The organism is Occallatibacter sp., from assembly GCF_035317045.1.
Classification (GTDB): domain Bacteria; phylum Acidobacteriota; class Terriglobia; order Terriglobales; family Acidobacteriaceae; genus Telmatobacter.
On record NZ_DATHHT010000004.1, the window covers coordinates 53371 to 72193 of the forward strand.

An 18823-nucleotide genomic window follows, 5' to 3' on the forward strand; every position below is an offset into this window, starting at 1 on the left:
GCGCGGATTACCATGACATTGGAACCGGAGGTTCATTTTCATGCATCGATTCTCTTCCTGGATTGCGATCGGAGTCTTATTGACCGCGAGCGGTATGGCCTCAGCACAAACTCCCCTACCGTCGCCCTCGGGCGTCGATGCCGTCATGGCGTATGCAGGCACATGGAAGGTGCACGGCGAGCATTTTTCGACTGCCTACAGCCAGGTCGGCAAAGAGGACAAGACCTTGCGCAACGATTGCTGGAAAAGCGGGGCGTACGTGGCGTGCAACCAGTATGTCGACGGGGATTCGAAGGTTCTGCTGATCTTCACGTACATCGAGAAGGAGAAGATGTACACGACGTACCAGGTTCCGCAGGGGGGAGAAGCTGCGAGCTCTGGCCGCCTTCAGATCCAGGGAAATATCTGGACGTTTCCCTGGCAGGTGACGCAGGGCGACACCACCATGTATTTCCACGTGGTGAACGTCTTCACCGGCACCGATCACATTGACTACGCGCAAGAGTTCTCACCGGATAACGTCCATTGGACGGCGATGGCCAAGGGGTCGGAGACGCGGGTTTCCAACTAGTGTGATGAGTCTGAAGTCACTAACAAAGCCAGGAAAGCAAAAAGCAGATTCTTCGCTCACCAACCCCAGACTGAACCGCGTTTGGAGCCCCGTTCCCTCAGAATGGCAGAGCCAATCGTTGGAAGAATTTCAACCTGAACATGCGCTTCGGACTGTCAACGCACCGGGTGGACGGCGTAGTTCTGGACAAAGAAGTACGCGGCGGTCATAAAGCCGATGGCGGCGATCGTTCTGCGCATGATGGCCTGATTGATCAAGCGGCTGTAGTGCGCGCCGATGTAGCCGCCCAGCGCTGCCAGGAACGCCATCTCGAGGCAGAAACTCCAGTGGACCCGGCCCGCAATCATGAACGAAACGGCTGGGATTCCGATGGAAACGGATGCGGTGAGCACTTTCAGCGCATTCATCTCGTGAATGTCGTGAACGCCGCAGATGCCAAAGAGCGCCATCACGAGAAAACCGCCGCCTGCGCCGAAGTAGCCGACATAAACGCTGACGATGACCATTCCCACGAGGAGCAGCGTTTCATGACGCTTGCCGCCGGAGCGGGTTTGCAGCCAGCGCCCGAGGGGAAAGCTAAGCACAAACATGACGGCCGCAAAGAGCAGGAGCCATGGCAGCATCTGGCGAAACATGTGGTTGCCGGTCCGCAGCAACAGAAAGCCGCCGAACCACCCGCCGATGCCTGAGGCAACACCGAGGGGAAGCAACTCCCAACCGAACTCGTGCAGTTCCTTGCGAAAGGCGATCAGTCCGGTCAATTGGCCCGGCCACAACGCGACCGTGTTTGTGGCTTGTATTGTGACGGCTCCGATGCCGAGGGCGGCTGCGCTATCGAACAAGGCAGGAAGGGAAAGGAACGATCCGCCGCCGGCAATGGAATTGAGAACGCCCGCGAGGAACGAACCGGCGGGCAGCCAGGAAAGATGAAGAAGCTGAAGGAAGATTTCGACCATGTGTCACTGTAGCGATTGGGGAATAAAGTCCCCATAAGATTTCGGGATTCCAGGTCGCTCGGAAGGGGGAAGAGCGCCTGTTACACTCCCGATGAGAACAAATCGGAGCCTACTTTCGCAATGAAACAATTCATTTTGAGTCTTTTTTTAGCGGCAGCGGCCGTTGCTGCTTTTGCACAGACTGCTCAAAAACCCGTCGCGCCAAAAGCTGCGGCTAAGCCGGCGACATCGGCTAGCGGTATCAAATTGCCTCCCGGCGTACCGCCGGCGCGCGGAATTGTGAAGACAGCCTTCAGCCTTCGGTACCAGGACATCCGGATCGGCAAGGGCGCGGAAGCCGAGCCGAACAAGATTTACAAAGTGCATTACACGGGCTGGCTGGCCGCCGATGGGCACAAATTCGATTCGTCGTACGATCACAAGTCTCCCGTGATGGGCAAAGACGGCAAGCCGGAGTTGGCTGCCGACGGCAAGCCGAAGACGACGGAAGCGGAGCCGATGAGCTTTCCGCAGGGCTTCGGTCGCCTGATCCCCGGCTTCGACCAGGGCTTTGAGGGGATGAGGATCGGGGGCAAGCGCCGCTTATTTATCCCGTGGGAGCTTGCGTATGGCGCACACGGCCGCCCGGGACCGAATGCTGCGAATCCCGGCATTCCGCCGAAGGCAGACCTCATCTTTGATATTGAACTCGTGGACGTGAGCGAGCTGCCCCCGCCGCAGGCTCGGCCAGGGATGGGCAACGGGCCGAACGGCCAGCCGATGCGGATGATGCCGCACCCACCCGCGCCGGGAACCACAGGCACACCGGCGGCACCACAACCGACCGCGAAGCCGGCTGAACCTGGTGCCGTGCCTCCGGCTGGAACCACACCTCCGGCAGGAACTCCGCCGCCGGCAAGTACAACGGTAACGCCGCCCCCGGCGGACAAGCCGCAATCCAAATGAGGATCAGATCTCAAACGGGACTTTCTCGACTACCGAGCGCATCTCGGTGCGCAGACCGGTGCGCCGTGGATAGCTCATCGAGACGGCATCGTGTCAGTCGAGCTTGGGGTGAAGCTTATGAAATCCAGTAGCTTGCTGATACGCGTCGACGAAGGCGGCTAGTTTGGCGTCTTCGTACAAGCCGGCAAGAAAAGTGATGGAGACTGGCGTGCCGGGGCCTCCGATGTTTTCATTAGCGCCGTCATCTGACTTTGGTGGTCTGGGTGCATCATTGCCGCGCATGCCGTTGGGAACGATGAGAGCGGGATGACCGGTGAGGTTCGTAGCGAGCAACTGCTGTCCGCCGGAGGAGCCGACAATGATGTCAACCTTTTCGAAGAGAGCAGAAACCTGCTGCACTGCCAGGGTTCGGGCGCGATTCGCCTGGATGTATTCAACGGCCGGATAGAAACGAGCGGTGCGGAATTCATTGGGCCAATCATTTGGGCCCTGCTCCGTCAGCAGGCGATCCCGGCCGCTTCGAGTGAAGTCGTCGAATGCAGCGGCGGCCTCAGCCCCGAGAAGACCAACCATCGCGCCATACGGCAATTTGGGAAGTTCCACCGGAATGAGGTTGATGCCCATGCTGCGAAGCTTGTCGAACGTGGCAAGATCGTAGCGTCGATCGTAATCGCGGCGAGCTCGGCCGGCTGTGCGCGCGGCGTCCCGCTTCTCGCGTTCAGCTTTCTGTTCCTCGGTTTCCCCAGATGGCGGTGGAGGAAGCTTGAAGGGAGGCGGCTGGTCGAAATCGCTCTGGAGATAGCCGACGCGGAAGGATTTCAGATCTGGTCTCGATACCCAATTGAAACGCGCGGGATAGGCGGAACGGTCCTCTCCGTCAGGTCCGTGGATGACGCTAAGCACGAGCGCACAATCTTCGGCGGAGCGAGCGATGGGGCCAAGTTTGTCCATCGTCCAGCTGAGTGCCATGGAGCCGGTGCGGGGGACAAAACCGAAGCTGGGGCGCAGGCCGGTGGCTCCGCAGCGTGTGCACGGGGAACTGATTGAGCCCAGTGTTTCCGAACCGATGGCAAAAGCGACGCATCCGGCAGCCACAGAACTCGCGGCCCCGGCTGAGGAGCCGCTGGAGCCTTGTGTGGGATTCCAGGGATTGCGCGTCTGGCCGCCGAACCACTTGTCGCCCATGGCTAGCGCACCGAGGGTAAGTTTTGCGACGAGCACGGCTCCGGCTGCATCGAGCCGCTTGACCACGGTTGCGTCTTCGTCGAAGGTCTGATGCTCAAAACCGCCGGCTCCCCAGGTTGTGGGGTAGCCTTTGACGGCGAGCAGGTCTTTCGCACCCCAGGGGATGCCGTGAAGCGGGCCGCGATATTTGCCAGCGGCGATTTCGGCGTCGGCCTGTTTTGCCTGCGCGAGCGCGCGCTCTTCGGTGAGCGTGATGACGAAGTGCAACTTGGGGTCGTATCGCTTGAGGCGGGCGATGTACATCTGCGTAAGAGCGAGCGAGGTGATTTTTCGCCCTGAAATGAACGTAGCGAGTTCGCGAATGGTAGCAAAGGCCAGTTGTTCGATCGGAGGCGCTTCCGGTCCATCGACAAGACCAAATACAGGTAGAGCCGTTCCACTCAACGTCTCGTTCTCGCATGGCACGAGTGGTTGTGGAGGCGGAGGCTGCGGATGAAAAACGTAGGCAGGCGCAACGGAGTTGGGCAGTTTCAATTTGCGGATGGCTTTAAAAGAGCCGTTCTGATCGACGAGGCCATCGATCATCATCTTCTTCTGTTCGTCGGTAAAGGGACCAATGCCAGCCATGATTGCGGCCTGGTCCACCATGTCTGGAGTAATCTTCGGAGGCTTTGACTGGTCTGTGTCCGGCGATTCCTGGGCCTGGGAGGCGAGCGTGTAGAGAACTCCGGGGAAAAGAGCAGAAGTGATGCCGGCGCGGCTGCAGGCAGCGAGAAAACCTCGGCGGTCCAGGGGCATTGAAGTGTCCTTGTCAGATGGGGAATGGTGCTTCGCCAACTATAACCGAGCGACTCCGGGATGGGAGGCGATTGTCAGGTAGTCATTCGATCAGTGGAGATGGCCGCGAGTGGCCATTGCGTGAATTTGAGACTTGTTCCCATTATGAGTTCGATTTGGAGTTCAGTTTTGCTGGGGGCCGCATTATATACGCGGCTGATGACGCATTCACGGCCAGCGATGAATGTCTCGATCACCGATGCATCCATGAACATGCGCAGCGCGTCGTCGGATTTGAGTTGGGAGGGAAGCGCAAACTTCGCGGTGCCGCAGGTGATGAGATGGGCGGAAGCATCGACCAGCAACTCCCAGGCCACGGCGCCCTGCGTGACAAGACGGATTGCGATCTTCGATTTCGCATCGCCGAGAGGGAAATGCAGTTCTCTGCGTAAGGTTGCGAGGGTCTCCTTCAGGGGAGAGCCGGGTTGCAGTGTTGACGACTCTTCAGCGCCGCGCAGAGTTTCGACTTCGACAGCCGGGTTCATCTCGAGTTCGCCATCGCTGTTCACGGTGAGAACACGCGGGAGCGACATAGCACCGGACCATCCGGCGGCGGCGAACTGCGCTTCGGGGCGCGTCTCGCGAATCCATCCCCAGAGGATGCGGCGATTGTCTGGTGCGAGGAAACTCTTCGGAGCGTAAAAGGCAGAGCCTTGATCGAGTACTCCGGTGCGCATGGAGAGGTAGCGGTGGCGGAGCGCGTCATATTCACCGGTTGTCCAATAGACCTGGTTCTCGGTGGAGTAGAGCAGGCAGTGGTGGCCATTGATGGAAAAGAAGTCGGGGCACTCCCACATTTCACCGCTGTCGCAGGGGTTGACGGCGATTTTGCCGTTTGGTTTTCCCTGGACGAGTTTGTGCATGTACTCCCAGTGGCGCAGATCGTGGGAGCGATAGAGCAGGACGCAACCGCCAATGCCGCGTTCGCCGGAACCTATGCCCAGATACCAGTCGTCGCCTTCCTGCCACGGGCAGGGATCGCGGAAGCCGGTGACGTAGAGGCCTTGCGGCGGTGTTGCGATAATGGGCGTCTCCAGCTTCTTCCAATGGAGCAGCTGGTCGTCTTCAGCGGTGGCGAGCATCTGCGTTTCCCGGAGCTTGTCGTTGCCATCGTGAATCGTGGTCTCGGATGGCGGTGCATTCTGCACGCCGGTGTAGATGAAGGTGGGCTTGCCGTCGAACACGACCGCCGATCCACTGAAGCAACCTTCGCTGTCAGGGCCGCTGGGGGTGGGTGCAAGCGCGATGGGCTGGTGATGCCAGTGCACCATGTCAGTGCTGATGGCGTGGCCCCAGTGCATGTCGCCCCAGACGGCAGCATGCGGATTGAGCTGATAGAAAAGGTGGTATTGTCCCTTCCACCAGATAGGGCCGTTGGGGTCGTTCATCCAGTTGTGCGGAGGCAGCAGGTGGTACTCAGGCCGGAGAGGATCGTGCGCAATGTCTGCAACCGGTACTGAGAACGCGGCGCTTTGCACGCGGCTTAGCAGCAGACTGCTTGCCGTACCTAATCCAAATGACTTCAAGAACTGACGGCGATGGTGCTTCATCCGGCAGAGTCTCCCCTGCAACTATAACGCCGCGCACGGTGCCGAAAGTTTCTCAATTGCAGCGCAACAGTTCCGCCGATGAGGTGTTTTAACGGGAGAAGCACTTCACCGTGGTGTCGGGTGCTGATTTGTATTCGAGGGTCCATTATGCGTAAAGCACTTGCACTTGCTCTACTGACTGTTCCGCTTGTACTGGCCGGCTGCGCCGATCACGAGAGGGCATACTACTCGGCGCCGTACGCTCCCGCGCAGGAACGATTTGGAGACCGCGGGTTTCACGATGGATTGGAAGCAGGCCGACACGACATGTCGAAAGGCTGGAGGCCTGATGCAGATCGGCACGGCGACTTTCGCAATCCACCAGTACCGAGAGGCGCGGTGGATGAATACCGTCACGGCTTTCACGAAGGGTACGAACGTGCATTTCGCGGCAATGGTTACCGGTAGACATTGACCGCGCGGGCGGCGAGCCTGCCTGAGCCCGGGCTCGCCGCGTGATTCATTTTGCCGTCAGCTTCAACGTGTAGGCGTATTTGCATTGCGCTCCTGAAGGGAGCGTGGCTTCGAGCGCGTCTGAAGTCTGATTAAAGTTGACCTTCTCAGATGAGCCGAGCAACTCAACGTTGCCGATGGCTATGGAACCGCCCTCGTGCGCGCTACCAAGCGTGTGGATGGTCACCTTTCCGTCGGTAGGACAGGCCATTCCGATGGCGTAGACGGTTTTGCCTTTTGCGGTAAAGCGGAAGTCGGCGGGCGTGTACGACTTCACATCGGTATCGTGGAAGGCTCCGCCTTTCACCTGTGTTGGTCCTTCTCCGAAGGTCTTCCACGGGGTGGTGGCGTAGATGGCTTCACCATTGACTTTGAGCCATGCGCCCATCTCAAGCAGCGTGTTGCGGATTTCATCGGGGACGGTGCCGTCGGAGCGGGGGCCGAAGTTGAGCAGCAGGTTGCCGTTCTTGCTGACGATGTCGACGAGTTGATGCACGAGGAATTCGGGCGACTTGAAAGTGTCGTGTTCGACGTATCCCCACGAGCCGTTGCTGATGGAGGTGTCTGTCTGCCAGTGATCGGCGATGATGTGATCCTGCTGGCCACGTTCGAAGTCGCGCGTGCCGGACTTCCAGTTGAGGGAGTAATCCTTGAAATCGACAACGCCGGTGTAGCCGTGAGCTGCGGCGAAGTTGTAGTAGAGGGCTGTGAATTCAGTGACGGCGCGGCGGAAGGTTGGATGCTCGATCCACCAGTCGAAGTAGACAATCTCGGGCTTGTACTTTTCGACGAGCTCGGTATCGCGGGCCAGCCAGTCGCGTGTCCAGGCATCGCTGACCCATGTCCAGTCGTTGTAGAGGCCGTGAGCGTCGCCGGGTGCGGCGAACCACTGATGCGCAGGGCCGTAGAGTGATGCGTATTTAGGATCGTTGACGTCGGAGCGCGTGGTGCGGCCGAAGGAGTAGAAGAAGTTGTGCTCGGCGCGGTGCGAACTGAGTCCGAAATGCAGACCCTCTGCGCGCACGGCTGTGGCGATTTCGGCGAGTGTATCGCGCTTCGGTCCCATTTTCACGACCGTCCAATCGGAGAGGTGTGAGTCGTACATCGAGAAGCCGTCGTGATGCTCGGCTACGGGAACGACATACTGCGCGCCTGAAGCTTTGAAGAGCTTCGCCCATTCGGTGGCGTTGAAGTGTTCGGCGCGGAAGAAGGGAATCAGATCCTTGTAACCCTTCGCGTCGTCGCCATTCGCGAAGTGATCTTTGAAGTTTTTGTAGGCGCCGTTCTTTTCGTCGTACATGTTGCGCGGGTACCACTCATTCTCGGCAGCGGGAACGGAATAGACACCCCAGTGAATGAAGATGCCGAATTTCGCGTCCTTGTACCACTGCGGCTGTTGATACTTGATGAGCGTGGCCCAATCGGGACGATAGGGACCGTCGTGCGCCTGGCGGTCGGCTTCGGCGAGAAGGCGATTACGCTCCGCGTCGTATTTGCTGACCGACTGCTGCCATTCGCGATCGATTTGCTCGGCGGATTTTACGTCCTGCGTGGGGGCAAGAGGATCCGGGCTCTGCGTGGGAGCCTGGGCAAAGAGAAGAGGGAAGGCAACAGAAAGAAATGCAGGCAGAAGAAAATGGCGGATTTTCATACGCGGGAATCGTAATTGATTGGGAATCACGCTGCAAACGCTTTCAATTCATGAGCAAGGAGAGGCTTGAATTTCTCCTTGACATATGCCCATATAGGTATATATTAATTTTCATCATGGCTCGAGCGGCAACAACCTCGGATGCGTTCAATGCAGTAGCGGAGCCGCGGCGGCGAGAGATCTTGCTGCTGCTGGCGGACCGTGAGCACTCGGTGAATGAGATTGTGGCCGTACTTCGTGTCGACCAGCCTTCGGTATCGAAGCATCTGCGCGTGCTGCGGGACGTAGGGCTGGTGCGCATGCGGTGCAACGGACGGCAGAAGTTTTACAGGACTAATGCGGAAGGCATTCGGCCGTTGCACGAATGGGCGTCGGAGTTCGAACGCTACTGGAGCCACCAGTTGAATCGTGTGAAGGAGCGGGCTGAGAAGCTTGCGGCCGCCCGCAGGGATACCGAAACAGGCAAAACCCAAGACACAAAGGAGGATCAATGATCGTAAACGCAACAACAGCTATTGAGGATCTGAACCTGCTCGTGGAGCAGGAGATTCATGTGCACGCATCGCTGGAGGACACGTTCGCCGCGCTGCTGGAACAACTTGGCCCCGGGAACGAAGGCAGAGTGGACACCCCGATGCCGATGGTATTGGAGGCGTGGCCGGGAGGCCGGTGGTATCGCGACCTAGGCAACGACAACGGACATTTTTGGGCGCACGTGCAGGCCATCAAGCGGCCCACACTGCTGGAATTTTGCGGACCCCTGATGATGTCGCACCCGGTGGCCAACAACGTGCAGTACAGGCTGAGTGAAGAGCCGGGTGGAACGCTGATCAAATTTCGTCACACCGGTTTCGGGCTGGTCCAGGAAGATCATCGGAAAGGCGTCGTCGGTGGTTGGAGCCACATCCACGGAAAAGTACGCGAGCGTGCAGAAGGTTCGCTCTCAAAATAACTCTGAACTGCCAGACAAACAGATTTCCCCCAGGACACAAGGAGGTCCCCATGTCGATTACACAAACAGCTATTGCCGATTCCATCGCGCAGGTGCTTCTCGATGAGTTTGAGACGCAGGCGCCGATTACGCGCCGGTTTCTTGAGCGGCTTCCGGAAGACAAGCTCACCTGGAAGCCGCATGAAAAGTCGATGACGGCAGGCCAACTGGCGTACCACATCGCGTCTACACCTGGCGGTGTTGTCCGCTTCGTGCAAACCAGCCCGGCGCAGGCACCGGACTTTGCAACGTTTCCGCAGCCGGCGAGCACGGGCGACATCCTGCAGAAATTCGACGAAAGTGTTGCAGCGGTCCGCGAGATGCTTCCTGCTATCGACGATGCGGCGATGAACGAAACCTGGCGGCTGATGGCGGGAGGGAAGGAAGTGCTTGCGCAGCCCCGCTGGCAGTTCTTGCGCGACGTGATGTTCAGCCACGTCTACCAGCATCGCGGCCAATTCGGCGTGTACCTGCGCATCCTGAATGCCCCGGTGCCTGCGAGCTGGGGACCGAGCGCGGACGAGCCACCGCTGTTCATGCAGCGGGCTTGATCCGGATCGGCGAGGAGGAGCCAATGTGCCCGTTCTGCCTGCTACCGCTGCCGTGGTGGCAGCGAGCGCCTCCGGGACCGGCGGCGTTGCAGCGCTCTTCACCGGCAAGCTGTTGCGGAGAGCGAGTCGAAAAACTTTCACGAATATTACCAGCACGAGGGAGGTTCAACATGGCAACGATGACAACGGCCCCGAAGCTGTCGAAGGTGGTATCGCACAGCGAATGGATTGAAGCGCGCACGGAGTTTCTCGCGAAAGAGAAGGAATTTACCCGGCTCCGCGATGAACTAAGCCGGCAGCGCCGCGAATTGCCGTGGGAGAAGATTGAGAAGGATTATGTATTTGAAGGGCCCCGCGGCAAAGAAGCGCTCGCCGAACTATTCGACGGGCGGAGCCAGCTGATTGTCTATCACTTCATGCTCGGGCCGGGATGGGCGGCGGGGTGCCCGAGCTGCTCTTACCTCTCCGATCATTTCGACGGAATGACGAATCACCTGGCGCATCGTGATGTAACGCTGGCGGTGGTTTCGCGCGCTCCGTATGCGGAGATCGATGCGTTCAAGAAGCGCATGGGATGGAAATTCCACTGGGCCTCGTCGTTTGGTTCGGACTTCAATTATGACTATCACGTCTCGGCAACACCGGCGGAAAAGGGAACCGGGATGGTTGACTACAACTACACAGTCATGGAGTTTCCGAGCGATGAACGGCCGGGAGCGAGCGTCTTCGTCAAAGATGCGGACGGCCAGATATACCACACGTATTCGACCTATGCACGTGGGCTCGACATCCTGGTTGGGACTTATAACTTTCTTGACCTTGTGCCGAAGGGGCGGGATGAGAATGGACTGGCCTTTTCGATGGCGTGGGTTCGTCACCATGACAAGTATGATGGCGGATACTTTGTCGATCCTAGGGCCGAATATGTGCAACCCGCGATGGCAAAACAAGGCTCATGTTGCGGTGGAGAGCACCACGGGTAAATTGATTCGTTCGAACGAGCGGGTGCAGCCAAGGGATCGCGAAGATTCAGCGGGGCGGTGGGATGATACCTGTCCATCGCCCCGCTGTATTTGCTTTCACCGCTACTTGCCGGCGTCGCTGGCCAATTTCTGGGCGCGGGCTAGGGCGTCGGTGCGTTTCTGTGTCTCGGCCTTCATGTCGATTGGGCCGGCATCATGCCGCGGTGGGTGCTGCGCGTACTCGTCCATGCGTTTTTGCCCTTCGGCGACCACAGTACTGACGGCTGCCAAAGCTTTCGGCATCACTTCGTGGAAGTGCGCGACCTCTTTCTGCGCGAGTTCGGGATGATAGCCGAGGCGGTCTCCAGTTTGCATTGCATCGATTAAGACGTCAGGCGGAGTGGCCACGGGCGGAGTCATGTTGAGCGCGTTGTAGGTTTCACGCAAGCGTGCCATCGCACCATTGAAGCCATCGATCTCATTGCGGCGTGCGGTGAGGCCGCCTGCGCGACGGACTTCGATTGTGACTTTCGAGGACGTGCTCAGATGCTCAACAGGAATGATGGTCGTGAGAGTATTGCCTTCAAAGGTCCAGCCGGGCCTGCATCGTGTGCAGGCAGTGGCGACTGGATTCACCGCGGCTCCATTCACCGTGACGTAAGCCGGGGGCCAGTCTGCAGGAAGTCTCAGCGTGTAGCCACGGTCTTTTAGCATGCCGGAAAAGCTGCCTTCCACCGGTCCTATCTCAACACGCAGCGTGTCGCCGGTTTGCGTGGCCTTAATCGGCGTGCGCGTGAAAATGTCGTGTTGATACTCTTCAGCGATGCCGTTGTCTTCGTAGAGCGTATAGCTGGAACTGGCGCCGGGTTCGAGCGGCCACACGTTGACGATGAGCGGATCGACGGGCTTTTCGCCGGTGTAGATCATCTGGGGCTGCATGGGCACAATAGCACCAGCCTTGAGATACACCGGTGTCTGGTCGATCGAGAAGTTGCGATCCACGGATGTTGGTCCGGTGAAGTGTTTGCCCGTCGGCCGTTCGATCCACTCCCCCTTGGGGAGCCAGACCTTCTCTGTCGCGAGGCCCGAGGTTTTGTCGCCCGCCGTTACAACGGGTGAAACCAGCATCTGGTCGCCGAAGAGATATTCATTTTTGTTGTCGTAGGCTTCGCTGGCATCAGGCCAGTCGTAGTAAAGCGGCCGCAGAAAGGCAATGCCGGTATCGTAGGTGCGACGCGCCTCAGTGTAGATGTAGGGCTGCAAAGCATAGCGCAACTGAAAGGTTGCACGAAGAATCGACGAGTAGGGCTCAGGATAGGCCCAGATGCGGCGCTCCGATTCCGGATTCTTGGTGGTATGGGTGCGCAGGATGGGACTGAATGCACCGAACTCGACCCAGCGGGTGAACAATTCCGGCTCGACCGCGCCGGGCATGTGTCCGCCGATGTCGTGGCTCCAGTAGGCATACCCTACGTTCGCAGCAGTTGCGGTGAACCACGGCTGGAAGGCGAGCGAATCCCAGACAGAGACGGTGTCGCCGGAGAAACCAATCTGATAGCGATGGTTGCCGAGGCCGCCCCAGCGATGGAAGAGAATGGGACGCCTGCCTTCGCGTTCCTGATCGGTGAAGTGCACGTAGTTAATCCACCAGGTTGGCGTTACACCGGCCATCTTCGTGTTCTGTTCCTGTTGCCAGTCCAACCACCAGAAGTCGATGCCCTGCTTCTCGAGGGGATGGAGAACGAGATTGAAGTAATTTTCGGCGAACCTCTTGTTGGTGATGTCGTAGGGAATGAACTGCTTTGTGGCGGGATCCATGCCCATGGCTTTGGCCATCGCCGGGTAACTACTTTCCCAAGGCTGAATGCCGGAGGCGGGATGTATGTTCAGGCTGGTCTTGAGGTGATTTGCATGAAGCCGATCCAGGAACAATTCGGGATAGGGGAAGAGCACGTTGTTCCAGGTGTAGCCGCTCCATCCGAGAAAATGTTTCGACTGATCCATGTTGTTTTTGTCGCCCTCGCCCATGGCCTGGAGTTGATCTTTGCTAGTGTGCCATCCCATGTCGATGACGAAGACGTCGAGGGGCGTTGAGTTCTCGTGGAAGTCATGAATGATTTCCTCGATCTCCTGGTCGCTGTAATCCCAGTATCGGGACCACCATGTGCCAAAGGCGAAGCGCGGCGGCAACGGGATGCGACCGGCGACACGGACGTAGTCGCTGAGGGTCTTGCGGTAGTCATGGCCGTAGCCAAAGAAGTACCAGTCCTGACGCTCGCCGGCGGGGCGCTCGATTACCCAGGGCCATGGGCTCTTCTCGCCTTCTCTGAAGTTGAAGTTTGCTGAATCGAAGAGAGGCCGTGTGGAGTCGTCTACAAGTGCCCAGCCGGAGCGGGACACGAGGCCCTGCTCGATGGGTTCGCGCGTTTTGGAGCCGAGCGCGCCGTCTAGTGTTCGCGTTGTGCCCTGCAGGTTTTCAGTGTCGGTCAACCCCGGATGCCAAGCTACCGGCTTGCCATCGACTGTGAGTTCGATCTTGAGGTTATCGGCGGTAAAGGCGCCTTTCGAGTCCGGTGTTCCATCGACCGTGTATGAGAGTTCAAGCGCGTCGGTTTTGATTTGAAGAACTCCGACTTTGCCTGCGTACTCAATTCTCTGTGTAAACTTCGGTACGGGCAGGCGGCGATTGATGAACACGAACGACGCGTGATTTTCAAATTTGCCGTCCGCGGCCCACTCCATGCGGATCAACTGTGGCGTGAGAACGGTGAATCTTGCATTGCCAGAAACAACAAAGGCCTTTGGATCGGCCACTGGATCATCGATGGCCTCCCGCGGTACGCGCTGCATGGTTGCCGGTGCTGCTGTTTGCACGAGCGGCTGATCCTGCGGATGCGACCTCGCTTCCGGCTGAGGCGCCTGCGCTGATATCCCGATGGTTGAACTGACGACGAACCCGATTGCGGCGAAGTGAAGCAAAGAAGTACGCACGGATTTCTCCTTGTTGTTAGTCCATGGGAAGGCTACCACCGGGAGCCGGAAAGCGTGATCCCAGGCGAGGAGCCTCGAGGCGGTGATGGACGGGTTGGAGTAAAACCACATTGGTTTGCGGGGTCGAGTTTTTTGGGATGACGGGCAGCGTTGGTTGCTCTACGATCTCTGAATGCGGATCCGGTTGGGCCCTCATAAGGAAAACCAATGCATACCATCCTCAAGGACGTTCGCTTAGCGCTCCGGCAGTTGCGCAAATCTCCCGGCTTTACGCTGACGGTTGTCCTGACGTTGGCGCTGGGGATTGGCGCCACCACGGCAGTGTTTTCGCTTGTAGAAGGCATTCTGCTCCGGCCCTTTTCGTTTCCAAATCCGGACAGGCTGGTGATTCTGGGCGATCACATCGGCAACGGCGTGAACACGCCGGTAACGGCGCGCGACATTGGCACGTATGCGAGATCTTCTAGTGCATTTTCCTCGATGGGAGGATATGCACTCAGCACCTATGAACTGTCGGGTGGGCAGTTTCCTGAGGAGATTTCGGGCGCGAGGATGACTGCGAGTACGCTCGCTACCCTTGGCGTTCAACCGCAGCTTGGACGCGTTTTCAACCAGCAGGAGGACGACGGGCACCAACCGGTCGCGATCATCAGCGATGCGCTCTGGCAAAATCGCTGTCATCGGGATCCGCAGGTGCTCGGCAGTGCGATTGAGCTCGATCGCAAGGCGTACTCGATTATCGGGGTGATGCCGCGAAGCTTCGAATTTCCTCTCGACGCGGGGAGGCTGAACGAGGCGCAGTTATGGGTGCCGCTGAGCCTGACGCTAGATGAGCTTTCCGATCAGGCGGCAGGATTTTTCGGATATCACATCGTGGCGCGTCTCAGAGACGGCGTGACCTTCGCGGCTGCGGCGCAAGATGCGGACCGTGTGGCCCACGAAATCATGCGCAACTTCCCGGCGACGATGACCCAAATCCGCATTCGCGGAGATGTTACTCCCCTGCATGATTACGCAGTTGGCGAGACGAAGCCCATTCTGCGCGCTTTGTTCGTCGCCGTCGCAGTAGTCCTGCTTATTGCATGTGTGAATGTCGCGGTGTTGCTGCTGGTGCGGGCGATTCGCCGGCGCCGCGAATCGGCGATGCGTCTGGCGCTGGGTGCGCGGGCGTCCACCATCATTCGCGAATCGATGGTTGAGGGCCTTGTGCTGAGCACTGCGGGTGCGATGCTCGGCTTTGTGCTGGCGGCAATCGCGGTTCTCACTTCGCTTGGATTCTTGCCGGATTCGATTGCACGTGTTGATTCCGTTTCCATCGATGGTGGCGTTGCGTTTTTCGCGCTCGCTCTTGCGATTGTGAGCGGGATTGTTTCGAGCATGGCTCCGGCATTCGCCGCGGTGAGGGCCAATATTACCGATACGTTGAAAGATGGCGCGCGGTCTGGTTCCGGCGGCAGGACTCATGCGTGGCTTCGATCCAGTCTGATTGCAGCGGAGATTGCCATCGCCCTGGTTTTGCTGACGACCTGCGGCGCTTTCCTGCGCAGCTACCAGAAGATGCTCGCTGTCGATCCGGGATTCAGGCCCGATCGCGTCCTGGTGGCTGGATTCCAACTGCCGCTGGACGAATACAGGACCTACTCCGCGGCCGACAGCTTCAACCGCGAGGTTGTCGAGCGGTTGTCGAGCAAGCCGGGAGTTGCCGGAGTCGGCATCAGCAACCTCGTTCCAGGAGCTGATTCGTTCGGGCGAGCGGCGTACACCATCGAAGGCCAACGCACGGAGGGATGGAAGCTGCAATTCGCAGTATTCGGCTCAGTGTATGGTGACTACTTCAAGTCATTGGGAATCGGGCTGCTGGAGGGGCGAACCTTTAACGAAGGGGATCGTGCCGACGCGCCGCTGGTGGCCATCGTGAACCGTTCCATGGCCGATCACTACTGGCCGGGCCACAATGCGGTTGGAAAGCGCATGCATGTGGGCAATCCGAAGAAGGGACTGCCATGGGCAACGATTGTGGGCGTTGTGGCGAATACCAAGATGGGTTCGCCGGACACTCCCGATGAGGATCAATGGTACGTGCCGATGGAGCAGCCGGAGATTCTCTATGGCGCCGATCCATCGGCCGATCTTGTGAATCCGACCGGCGGATATATCACTGTTCGCTCGGCGCTGCCGGCGGATCAGATTATCCAGACAGTACGCGAAACGGTTGCCGGCATCGATGCTCTGCTTCCTTTGCAACAGGTGCAGTCGATGTCGGCGGTGCTCGAGAATGTGGAGGCACCGCGCCGCTTCAACACAGACCTGATCACCGTGTTTGCTCTCGGCGCCCTTGTGCTCGCGATTACTGGTATCTACGCCGTGGTCGCGTTTTCGATCTCAATCCGCGCGCAGGAAATCGCAATTCGCATGGCATTGGGAGCGCAGCGCGGCAATATTGCGCGGCTGGTTCTGCTCGCCGGGGCAAAGCTTGCGTTGATCGGTTGCGGTGTCGGACTGGTTGGGTCTTTTGCCATTTCGCACATCGTGAGCGCATTTCTTTTCAATGTCAGTGCTACAGATCCGCTGATTTATCTCGGAAGCGTGCTCGTGATGATCGCGGTGGCATTGCTCGCATCCACGTTGCCGGCGGTTCGCGCTGCTTCCGCAGATCCCGTGGATGCGTTGCGCGCAGTCTAGAGTGAATCGCCAGGTTCTGGGGAAATCGAATTGAAATGCAACGCTGCGATCGGACTCGCGCATGACAGCGCGTCGACGGCCAGCGAGAGTCGGCTGCACCTGTGGTTGCCATCAAGCGATTCGTCTCACGGTCTACGACGAGCAGGCTCATCAGTCCCGCAGTAGCCATCTCTTCCGCGACGGTGCGACAGGTTTCGTCAGAAAAGACATAGGATTGATCTATTAAGGGGTTAAAGGAGCACTCAATGGATCTGGGAACAGGGAAGTGGGCGAGGTTTGCATGGCTTCTTCTTGCGATGGCCGGCATTGGATCGATATCGGCAGCGCAGGATTCGGCCGGAGACATTCGGCCTGCTCCTTATCAGGTGGCGTGGCAGGACTTGGAATTCGGCGTCATCCTGCACTTCTCCACCAACACATTTCTTGATCGCGAATGGGGCGATGGTACGGCGAGTCCCTCGGTCTTCAATCCCGCACAGTTTGATCCCGACCAATGGATGAAGGCGATTCGCGATTCGGGTGCGAAGTATGTGGTGCTGGTTGCAAAGCATCATGATGGTTTTTGCCTGTGGCCGACCGAACAAACGAACTATAGCGTAAAGAGCAGCCCGTGGAAGGACGGCAAGGGAGACGTAGTTGGCGACGTTGCCCGGGCGGCGCGGAAGTACGGGCTCAAATTCGGGGTTTATCTTTCGCCGTGGGATCGGCACGAGCCGCGCTACAAGGATTCTGCGGAGTACGACAAGTATTACAACGCGGAGTTGGAAGAACTGGCGCAAAATTACGGCGATCTGGTTGAGTTCTGGCTGGATGGAGCGGGCAGCGCCGGACACGTCTACGACTTCAAGAAGATTATCGAGACGCTGCGAACTTATCAGCCCGATACGGTTGTTTTCGCGGATACTGGCTTATTTGAATACGGCGACGCGCGCTGGGTGGGGAACGAGGCTGGCGTTGTTGACTATGAGAATTGGAACGTCATCGATCGTCACGGCTACCGGCGCTGGCGACCTGTGGAGGCCGATACTCCGCTGCGCAACTTGCACTGGTTCTGGCATCCGAATGACGAATCTTCGCTGAAAAGTCTCGACACGCTGCTCGACACGTACGACAAGACTGTGGGTCGCGGAGCACAGCTGATGCTGGGCGTTGCGCCGGACAATCGCGGGCTGCTGCCGGACTCGGATGTGAAGCGGTTGGAAGATTTCGGCACGGCGCTCCGCAAGCGAGCAGAAAACAATCTTGCCCTGCGGCAACATCGCGGCAGCCCGGGATTTGAGGCGGCGCTTGATGGGAATCCTGATACGTTCTGGTCTTCGCCTTCCGGCTCGAATAGTTTTGGAGAAGAGATCGACTTCGAACGGCCCATCACGTTTGATCATGCGCTCACGATGGAGTGGCTGAACGATGGCCAGCACATCCAGAAATACGCGATTGAAGTCTGGAGCGATTCCGACAAGGCGTGGAAGCGAATCGCAGAGGGCCAGGCAATCGGCCACGAGAAGATTGATGAATTTCCGCGGGTGACGGCGCAGCGCGTTCGGCTGAATATTCTTTCGAGTACGTCGGAGTCGCATATCCGGGAGTTTCAGTTGTACGACTGGGGCGCTCAAAAGCAGGCAGCAAACCCTCCGCGCTAGACGGCCATGATTTTTACGCCGGCCGCGGAGAATGCGCGTGTGGCTTCTTCCGAGATGCCGTTGTCCGTAATCAATAGATCAATGTCGTTTGTGGGGCAGACGACGGCGGGACTTACGCGGCCCACTTTGCTCGAGTCGGCCACCACGACGATCTGGCGAGCCTGACGGGCCATGGCGCGAAACACGGCTGCTTCGTCGGGCTGAATGAGGGTTGCGCCGTGTTCGGCGTCGACTCCTGTCGCGCTCAGAAACAGGCGATCCATCACTACCACCGCAAGAGCCTCGATCGCCGCGGGACCAACGAGGGAGAATGCCCCGGCCCAGCGCAAATTGCCTCCGGTGAGCATGGTCTGCAGGCGGGCGGTCGAGCTCAGTTCCATCCCGATATTCACGGCATTGGTGACGATCTGAATGTTCTTCCGGTGCAGGAGCTGTCGGGCAACCAGCGTGGTTGTGGTGCCTGCCGCAAAGCCGATGGTTTCGTTTTCCTGGATGAGGGCCGCCGCGGCGCGGGCGATGCGCTGCTTCTCCGCAGCAAACCGGTCTTCGCGAACCTGGAACGAGGCATCGAAGCGAAAGGGCTCGTAGACAGCGTTGCCGCTTCCCGCCAGCATGGCGCCGCCGTGCGTGCGGGTGACCAGGCCATGGCTTTCAAGTCGAACCAGGTCGCGACGGATACTTGCGGGCGAGGTTCCGAGCGTCGACGTGAGTTCGTCGACAGAGGCTTTGCCCTGATTCAGCAGCAGCCGCAAAATCTCTTTGGCTCGTTTATCTGTCTTGGATGACATAGCGGTACGCAGTGAGGGACGATCGGATTGA

General features: G+C 58.6%; 15 protein-coding genes. 9 read left to right on the forward strand and 6 right to left on the reverse strand.

Annotation, left to right across the window (positions count from 1 at the left end; genetic code table 11):
• Nucleotides 1–40 precede the first annotated feature (40 nt).
• Nucleotides 41–571: a hypothetical protein gene (locus tag VK574_RS01830; protein WP_472798096.1), complete on the forward strand. Its 531-nt coding sequence runs from the start codon at nucleotides 41–43 to the stop codon at nucleotides 569–571.
• Nucleotides 572–726: 155 nt separating this feature from the next.
• Here the strand turns inward: VK574_RS01830 and VK574_RS01835 are convergent, their stop codons facing one another.
• On the reverse strand, nucleotides 727–1527 hold the full coding sequence (locus tag VK574_RS01835; RefSeq protein WP_472798097.1) for a sulfite exporter TauE/SafE family protein: 801 nt from the start codon (nucleotides 1525–1527) through the stop codon (nucleotides 727–729).
• 120 nt (nucleotides 1528–1647) lie between these two features.
• On the opposite strand from VK574_RS01835, the gene VK574_RS01840 reads away from it, so the two are divergent.
• Nucleotides 1648–2472: an FKBP-type peptidyl-prolyl cis-trans isomerase gene (locus VK574_RS01840; RefSeq protein ID WP_472798098.1), complete on the forward strand. Its 825-nt coding sequence runs from the start codon at nucleotides 1648–1650 to the stop codon at nucleotides 2470–2472.
• 93 nt (nucleotides 2473–2565) lie between these two features.
• On the opposite strand, the gene VK574_RS01845 is transcribed toward VK574_RS01840, so the two are convergent.
• Together VK574_RS01845 and VK574_RS01850 are read right to left on the reverse strand one after the other, a co-directional pair.
• Nucleotides 2566–4455 carry an amidase gene (locus VK574_RS01845; RefSeq protein ID WP_472798099.1) on the reverse strand — a complete coding sequence of 630 codons (1890 nt, stop codon included), beginning with the start codon at nucleotides 4453–4455 and terminating at the stop codon, nucleotides 2566–2568.
• A gap of 74 nt (nucleotides 4456–4529) precedes the next feature.
• Nucleotides 4530–6044, reverse strand: coding sequence for a glycoside hydrolase family 32 protein (locus VK574_RS01850; RefSeq protein WP_472798100.1), 1515 nt, complete (start codon nucleotides 6042–6044; stop codon nucleotides 4530–4532).
• Nucleotides 6045–6191: 147 nt separating this feature from the next.
• On the opposite strand from VK574_RS01850, the gene VK574_RS01855 reads away from it, so the two are divergent.
• The gene (locus tag VK574_RS01855; protein ID WP_472798101.1) at nucleotides 6192–6491 is read left to right on the forward strand and encodes a hypothetical protein; all 300 of its coding nucleotides are present in this window, start codon (nucleotides 6192–6194) and stop codon (nucleotides 6489–6491) included.
• A 52-nt stretch (nucleotides 6492–6543) separates the two neighbouring features.
• Here VK574_RS01855 and VK574_RS01860 read toward each other — a convergent pair whose 3' ends face one another.
• A complete protein-coding gene (locus VK574_RS01860; RefSeq protein ID WP_472798102.1) occupies nucleotides 6544–8187 on the reverse strand; it encodes an alpha-L-fucosidase in 1644 nt (547 codons plus the stop codon).
• 116 nt (nucleotides 8188–8303) lie between these two features.
• Here VK574_RS01860 and VK574_RS01865 point away from each other — a divergent pair, with 116 nt between their 5' ends.
• The 4 genes from VK574_RS01865 (at nucleotide 8304) to VK574_RS01880 (ending at nucleotide 10712) form a co-directional block, all read left to right on the forward strand.
• Nucleotides 8304–8681: an ArsR/SmtB family transcription factor gene (locus VK574_RS01865; RefSeq protein ID WP_472798103.1), complete on the forward strand. Its 378-nt coding sequence runs from the start codon at nucleotides 8304–8306 to the stop codon at nucleotides 8679–8681.
• A complete protein-coding gene (locus tag VK574_RS01870; protein WP_472798104.1) occupies nucleotides 8678–9139 on the forward strand; it encodes an SRPBCC family protein in 462 nt (153 codons plus the stop codon). The genes VK574_RS01865 and VK574_RS01870 overlap by 4 nt, the downstream gene beginning before the upstream one ends.
• 50 nt (nucleotides 9140–9189) lie before the next feature.
• Entirely contained in the window at nucleotides 9190–9729 is a 540-nt protein-coding gene (locus VK574_RS01875; RefSeq protein WP_472798105.1) for a DinB family protein, read from the forward strand.
• A 170-nt stretch (nucleotides 9730–9899) separates the two neighbouring features.
• Nucleotides 9900–10712 carry a DUF899 domain-containing protein gene (locus VK574_RS01880; RefSeq protein WP_472798106.1) on the forward strand — a complete coding sequence of 271 codons (813 nt, stop codon included), beginning with the start codon at nucleotides 9900–9902 and terminating at the stop codon, nucleotides 10710–10712.
• Nucleotides 10713–10814: 102 nt separating this feature from the next.
• Here the strand turns inward: VK574_RS01880 and VK574_RS01885 are convergent, their stop codons facing one another.
• On the reverse strand, nucleotides 10815–13682 hold the full coding sequence (locus tag VK574_RS01885; RefSeq protein ID WP_472798107.1) for a glycoside hydrolase family 31 protein: 2868 nt from the start codon (nucleotides 13680–13682) through the stop codon (nucleotides 10815–10817).
• Between the two features lie 207 nt (nucleotides 13683–13889).
• Between VK574_RS01885 and VK574_RS01890 the strand changes: the two genes are divergently transcribed.
• Together VK574_RS01890 and VK574_RS01895 are read left to right on the forward strand one after the other, a co-directional pair.
• Nucleotides 13890–16364: an ABC transporter permease gene (locus tag VK574_RS01890; RefSeq protein WP_472798108.1), complete on the forward strand. Its 2475-nt coding sequence runs from the start codon at nucleotides 13890–13892 to the stop codon at nucleotides 16362–16364.
• Between the two features lie 245 nt (nucleotides 16365–16609).
• Complete coding sequence (locus VK574_RS01895) at nucleotides 16610–18004, forward strand: alpha-L-fucosidase (RefSeq protein ID WP_472798109.1); 1395 nt, start codon at nucleotides 16610–16612, stop codon at nucleotides 18002–18004.
• Here VK574_RS01895 and VK574_RS01900 read toward each other — a convergent pair.
• On the reverse strand, nucleotides 18001–18792 hold the full coding sequence (locus VK574_RS01900; RefSeq protein ID WP_472798110.1) for a DeoR/GlpR family DNA-binding transcription regulator: 792 nt from the start codon (nucleotides 18790–18792) through the stop codon (nucleotides 18001–18003). The two genes, VK574_RS01895 and VK574_RS01900, sit on opposite strands and share 4 nt — an antisense overlap.
• Nucleotides 18793–18823 lie beyond the last annotated feature (31 nt).

Excerpts from the sequence above, each read along its gene's own strand:
- VK574_RS01880 (WP_472798106.1), top strand. The coding sequence starts at position 9,900 with ATGGCAACGATGACAACGGCCCCGAAGCTGTCGAAGGTGGTATCGCAC.
- VK574_RS01900 (WP_472798110.1), bottom strand. The coding sequence starts at position 18,792 with ATGTCATCCAAGACAGATAAACGAGCCAAAGAGATTTTGCGGCTGCTG.
- VK574_RS01890 (WP_472798108.1), top strand. The coding sequence starts at position 13,890 with ATGCATACCATCCTCAAGGACGTTCGCTTAGCGCTCCGGCAGTTGCGC.
- VK574_RS01835 (WP_472798097.1), bottom strand. The coding sequence starts at position 1,527 with ATGGTCGAAATCTTCCTTCAGCTTCTTCATCTTTCCTGGCTGCCCGCC.
- VK574_RS01855 (WP_472798101.1), top strand. The coding sequence starts at position 6,192 with ATGCGTAAAGCACTTGCACTTGCTCTACTGACTGTTCCGCTTGTACTG.
- VK574_RS01870 (WP_472798104.1), top strand. The coding sequence starts at position 8,678 with ATGATCGTAAACGCAACAACAGCTATTGAGGATCTGAACCTGCTCGTG.
- VK574_RS01895 (WP_472798109.1), top strand. The coding sequence starts at position 16,610 with ATGGATCTGGGAACAGGGAAGTGGGCGAGGTTTGCATGGCTTCTTCTT.
- VK574_RS01830 (WP_472798096.1), top strand. The coding sequence starts at position 41 with ATGCATCGATTCTCTTCCTGGATTGCGATCGGAGTCTTATTGACCGCG.
- VK574_RS01865 (WP_472798103.1), top strand. The coding sequence starts at position 8,304 with ATGGCTCGAGCGGCAACAACCTCGGATGCGTTCAATGCAGTAGCGGAG.
- VK574_RS01845 (WP_472798099.1), bottom strand. The coding sequence starts at position 4,455 with ATGCCCCTGGACCGCCGAGGTTTTCTCGCTGCCTGCAGCCGCGCCGGC.
- VK574_RS01860 (WP_472798102.1), bottom strand. The coding sequence starts at position 8,187 with ATGAAAATCCGCCATTTTCTTCTGCCTGCATTTCTTTCTGTTGCCTTC.
- VK574_RS01840 (WP_472798098.1), top strand. The coding sequence starts at position 1,648 with ATGAAACAATTCATTTTGAGTCTTTTTTTAGCGGCAGCGGCCGTTGCT.
- VK574_RS01850 (WP_472798100.1), bottom strand. The coding sequence starts at position 6,044 with ATGAAGCACCATCGCCGTCAGTTCTTGAAGTCATTTGGATTAGGTACG.
- VK574_RS01875 (WP_472798105.1), top strand. The coding sequence starts at position 9,190 with ATGTCGATTACACAAACAGCTATTGCCGATTCCATCGCGCAGGTGCTT.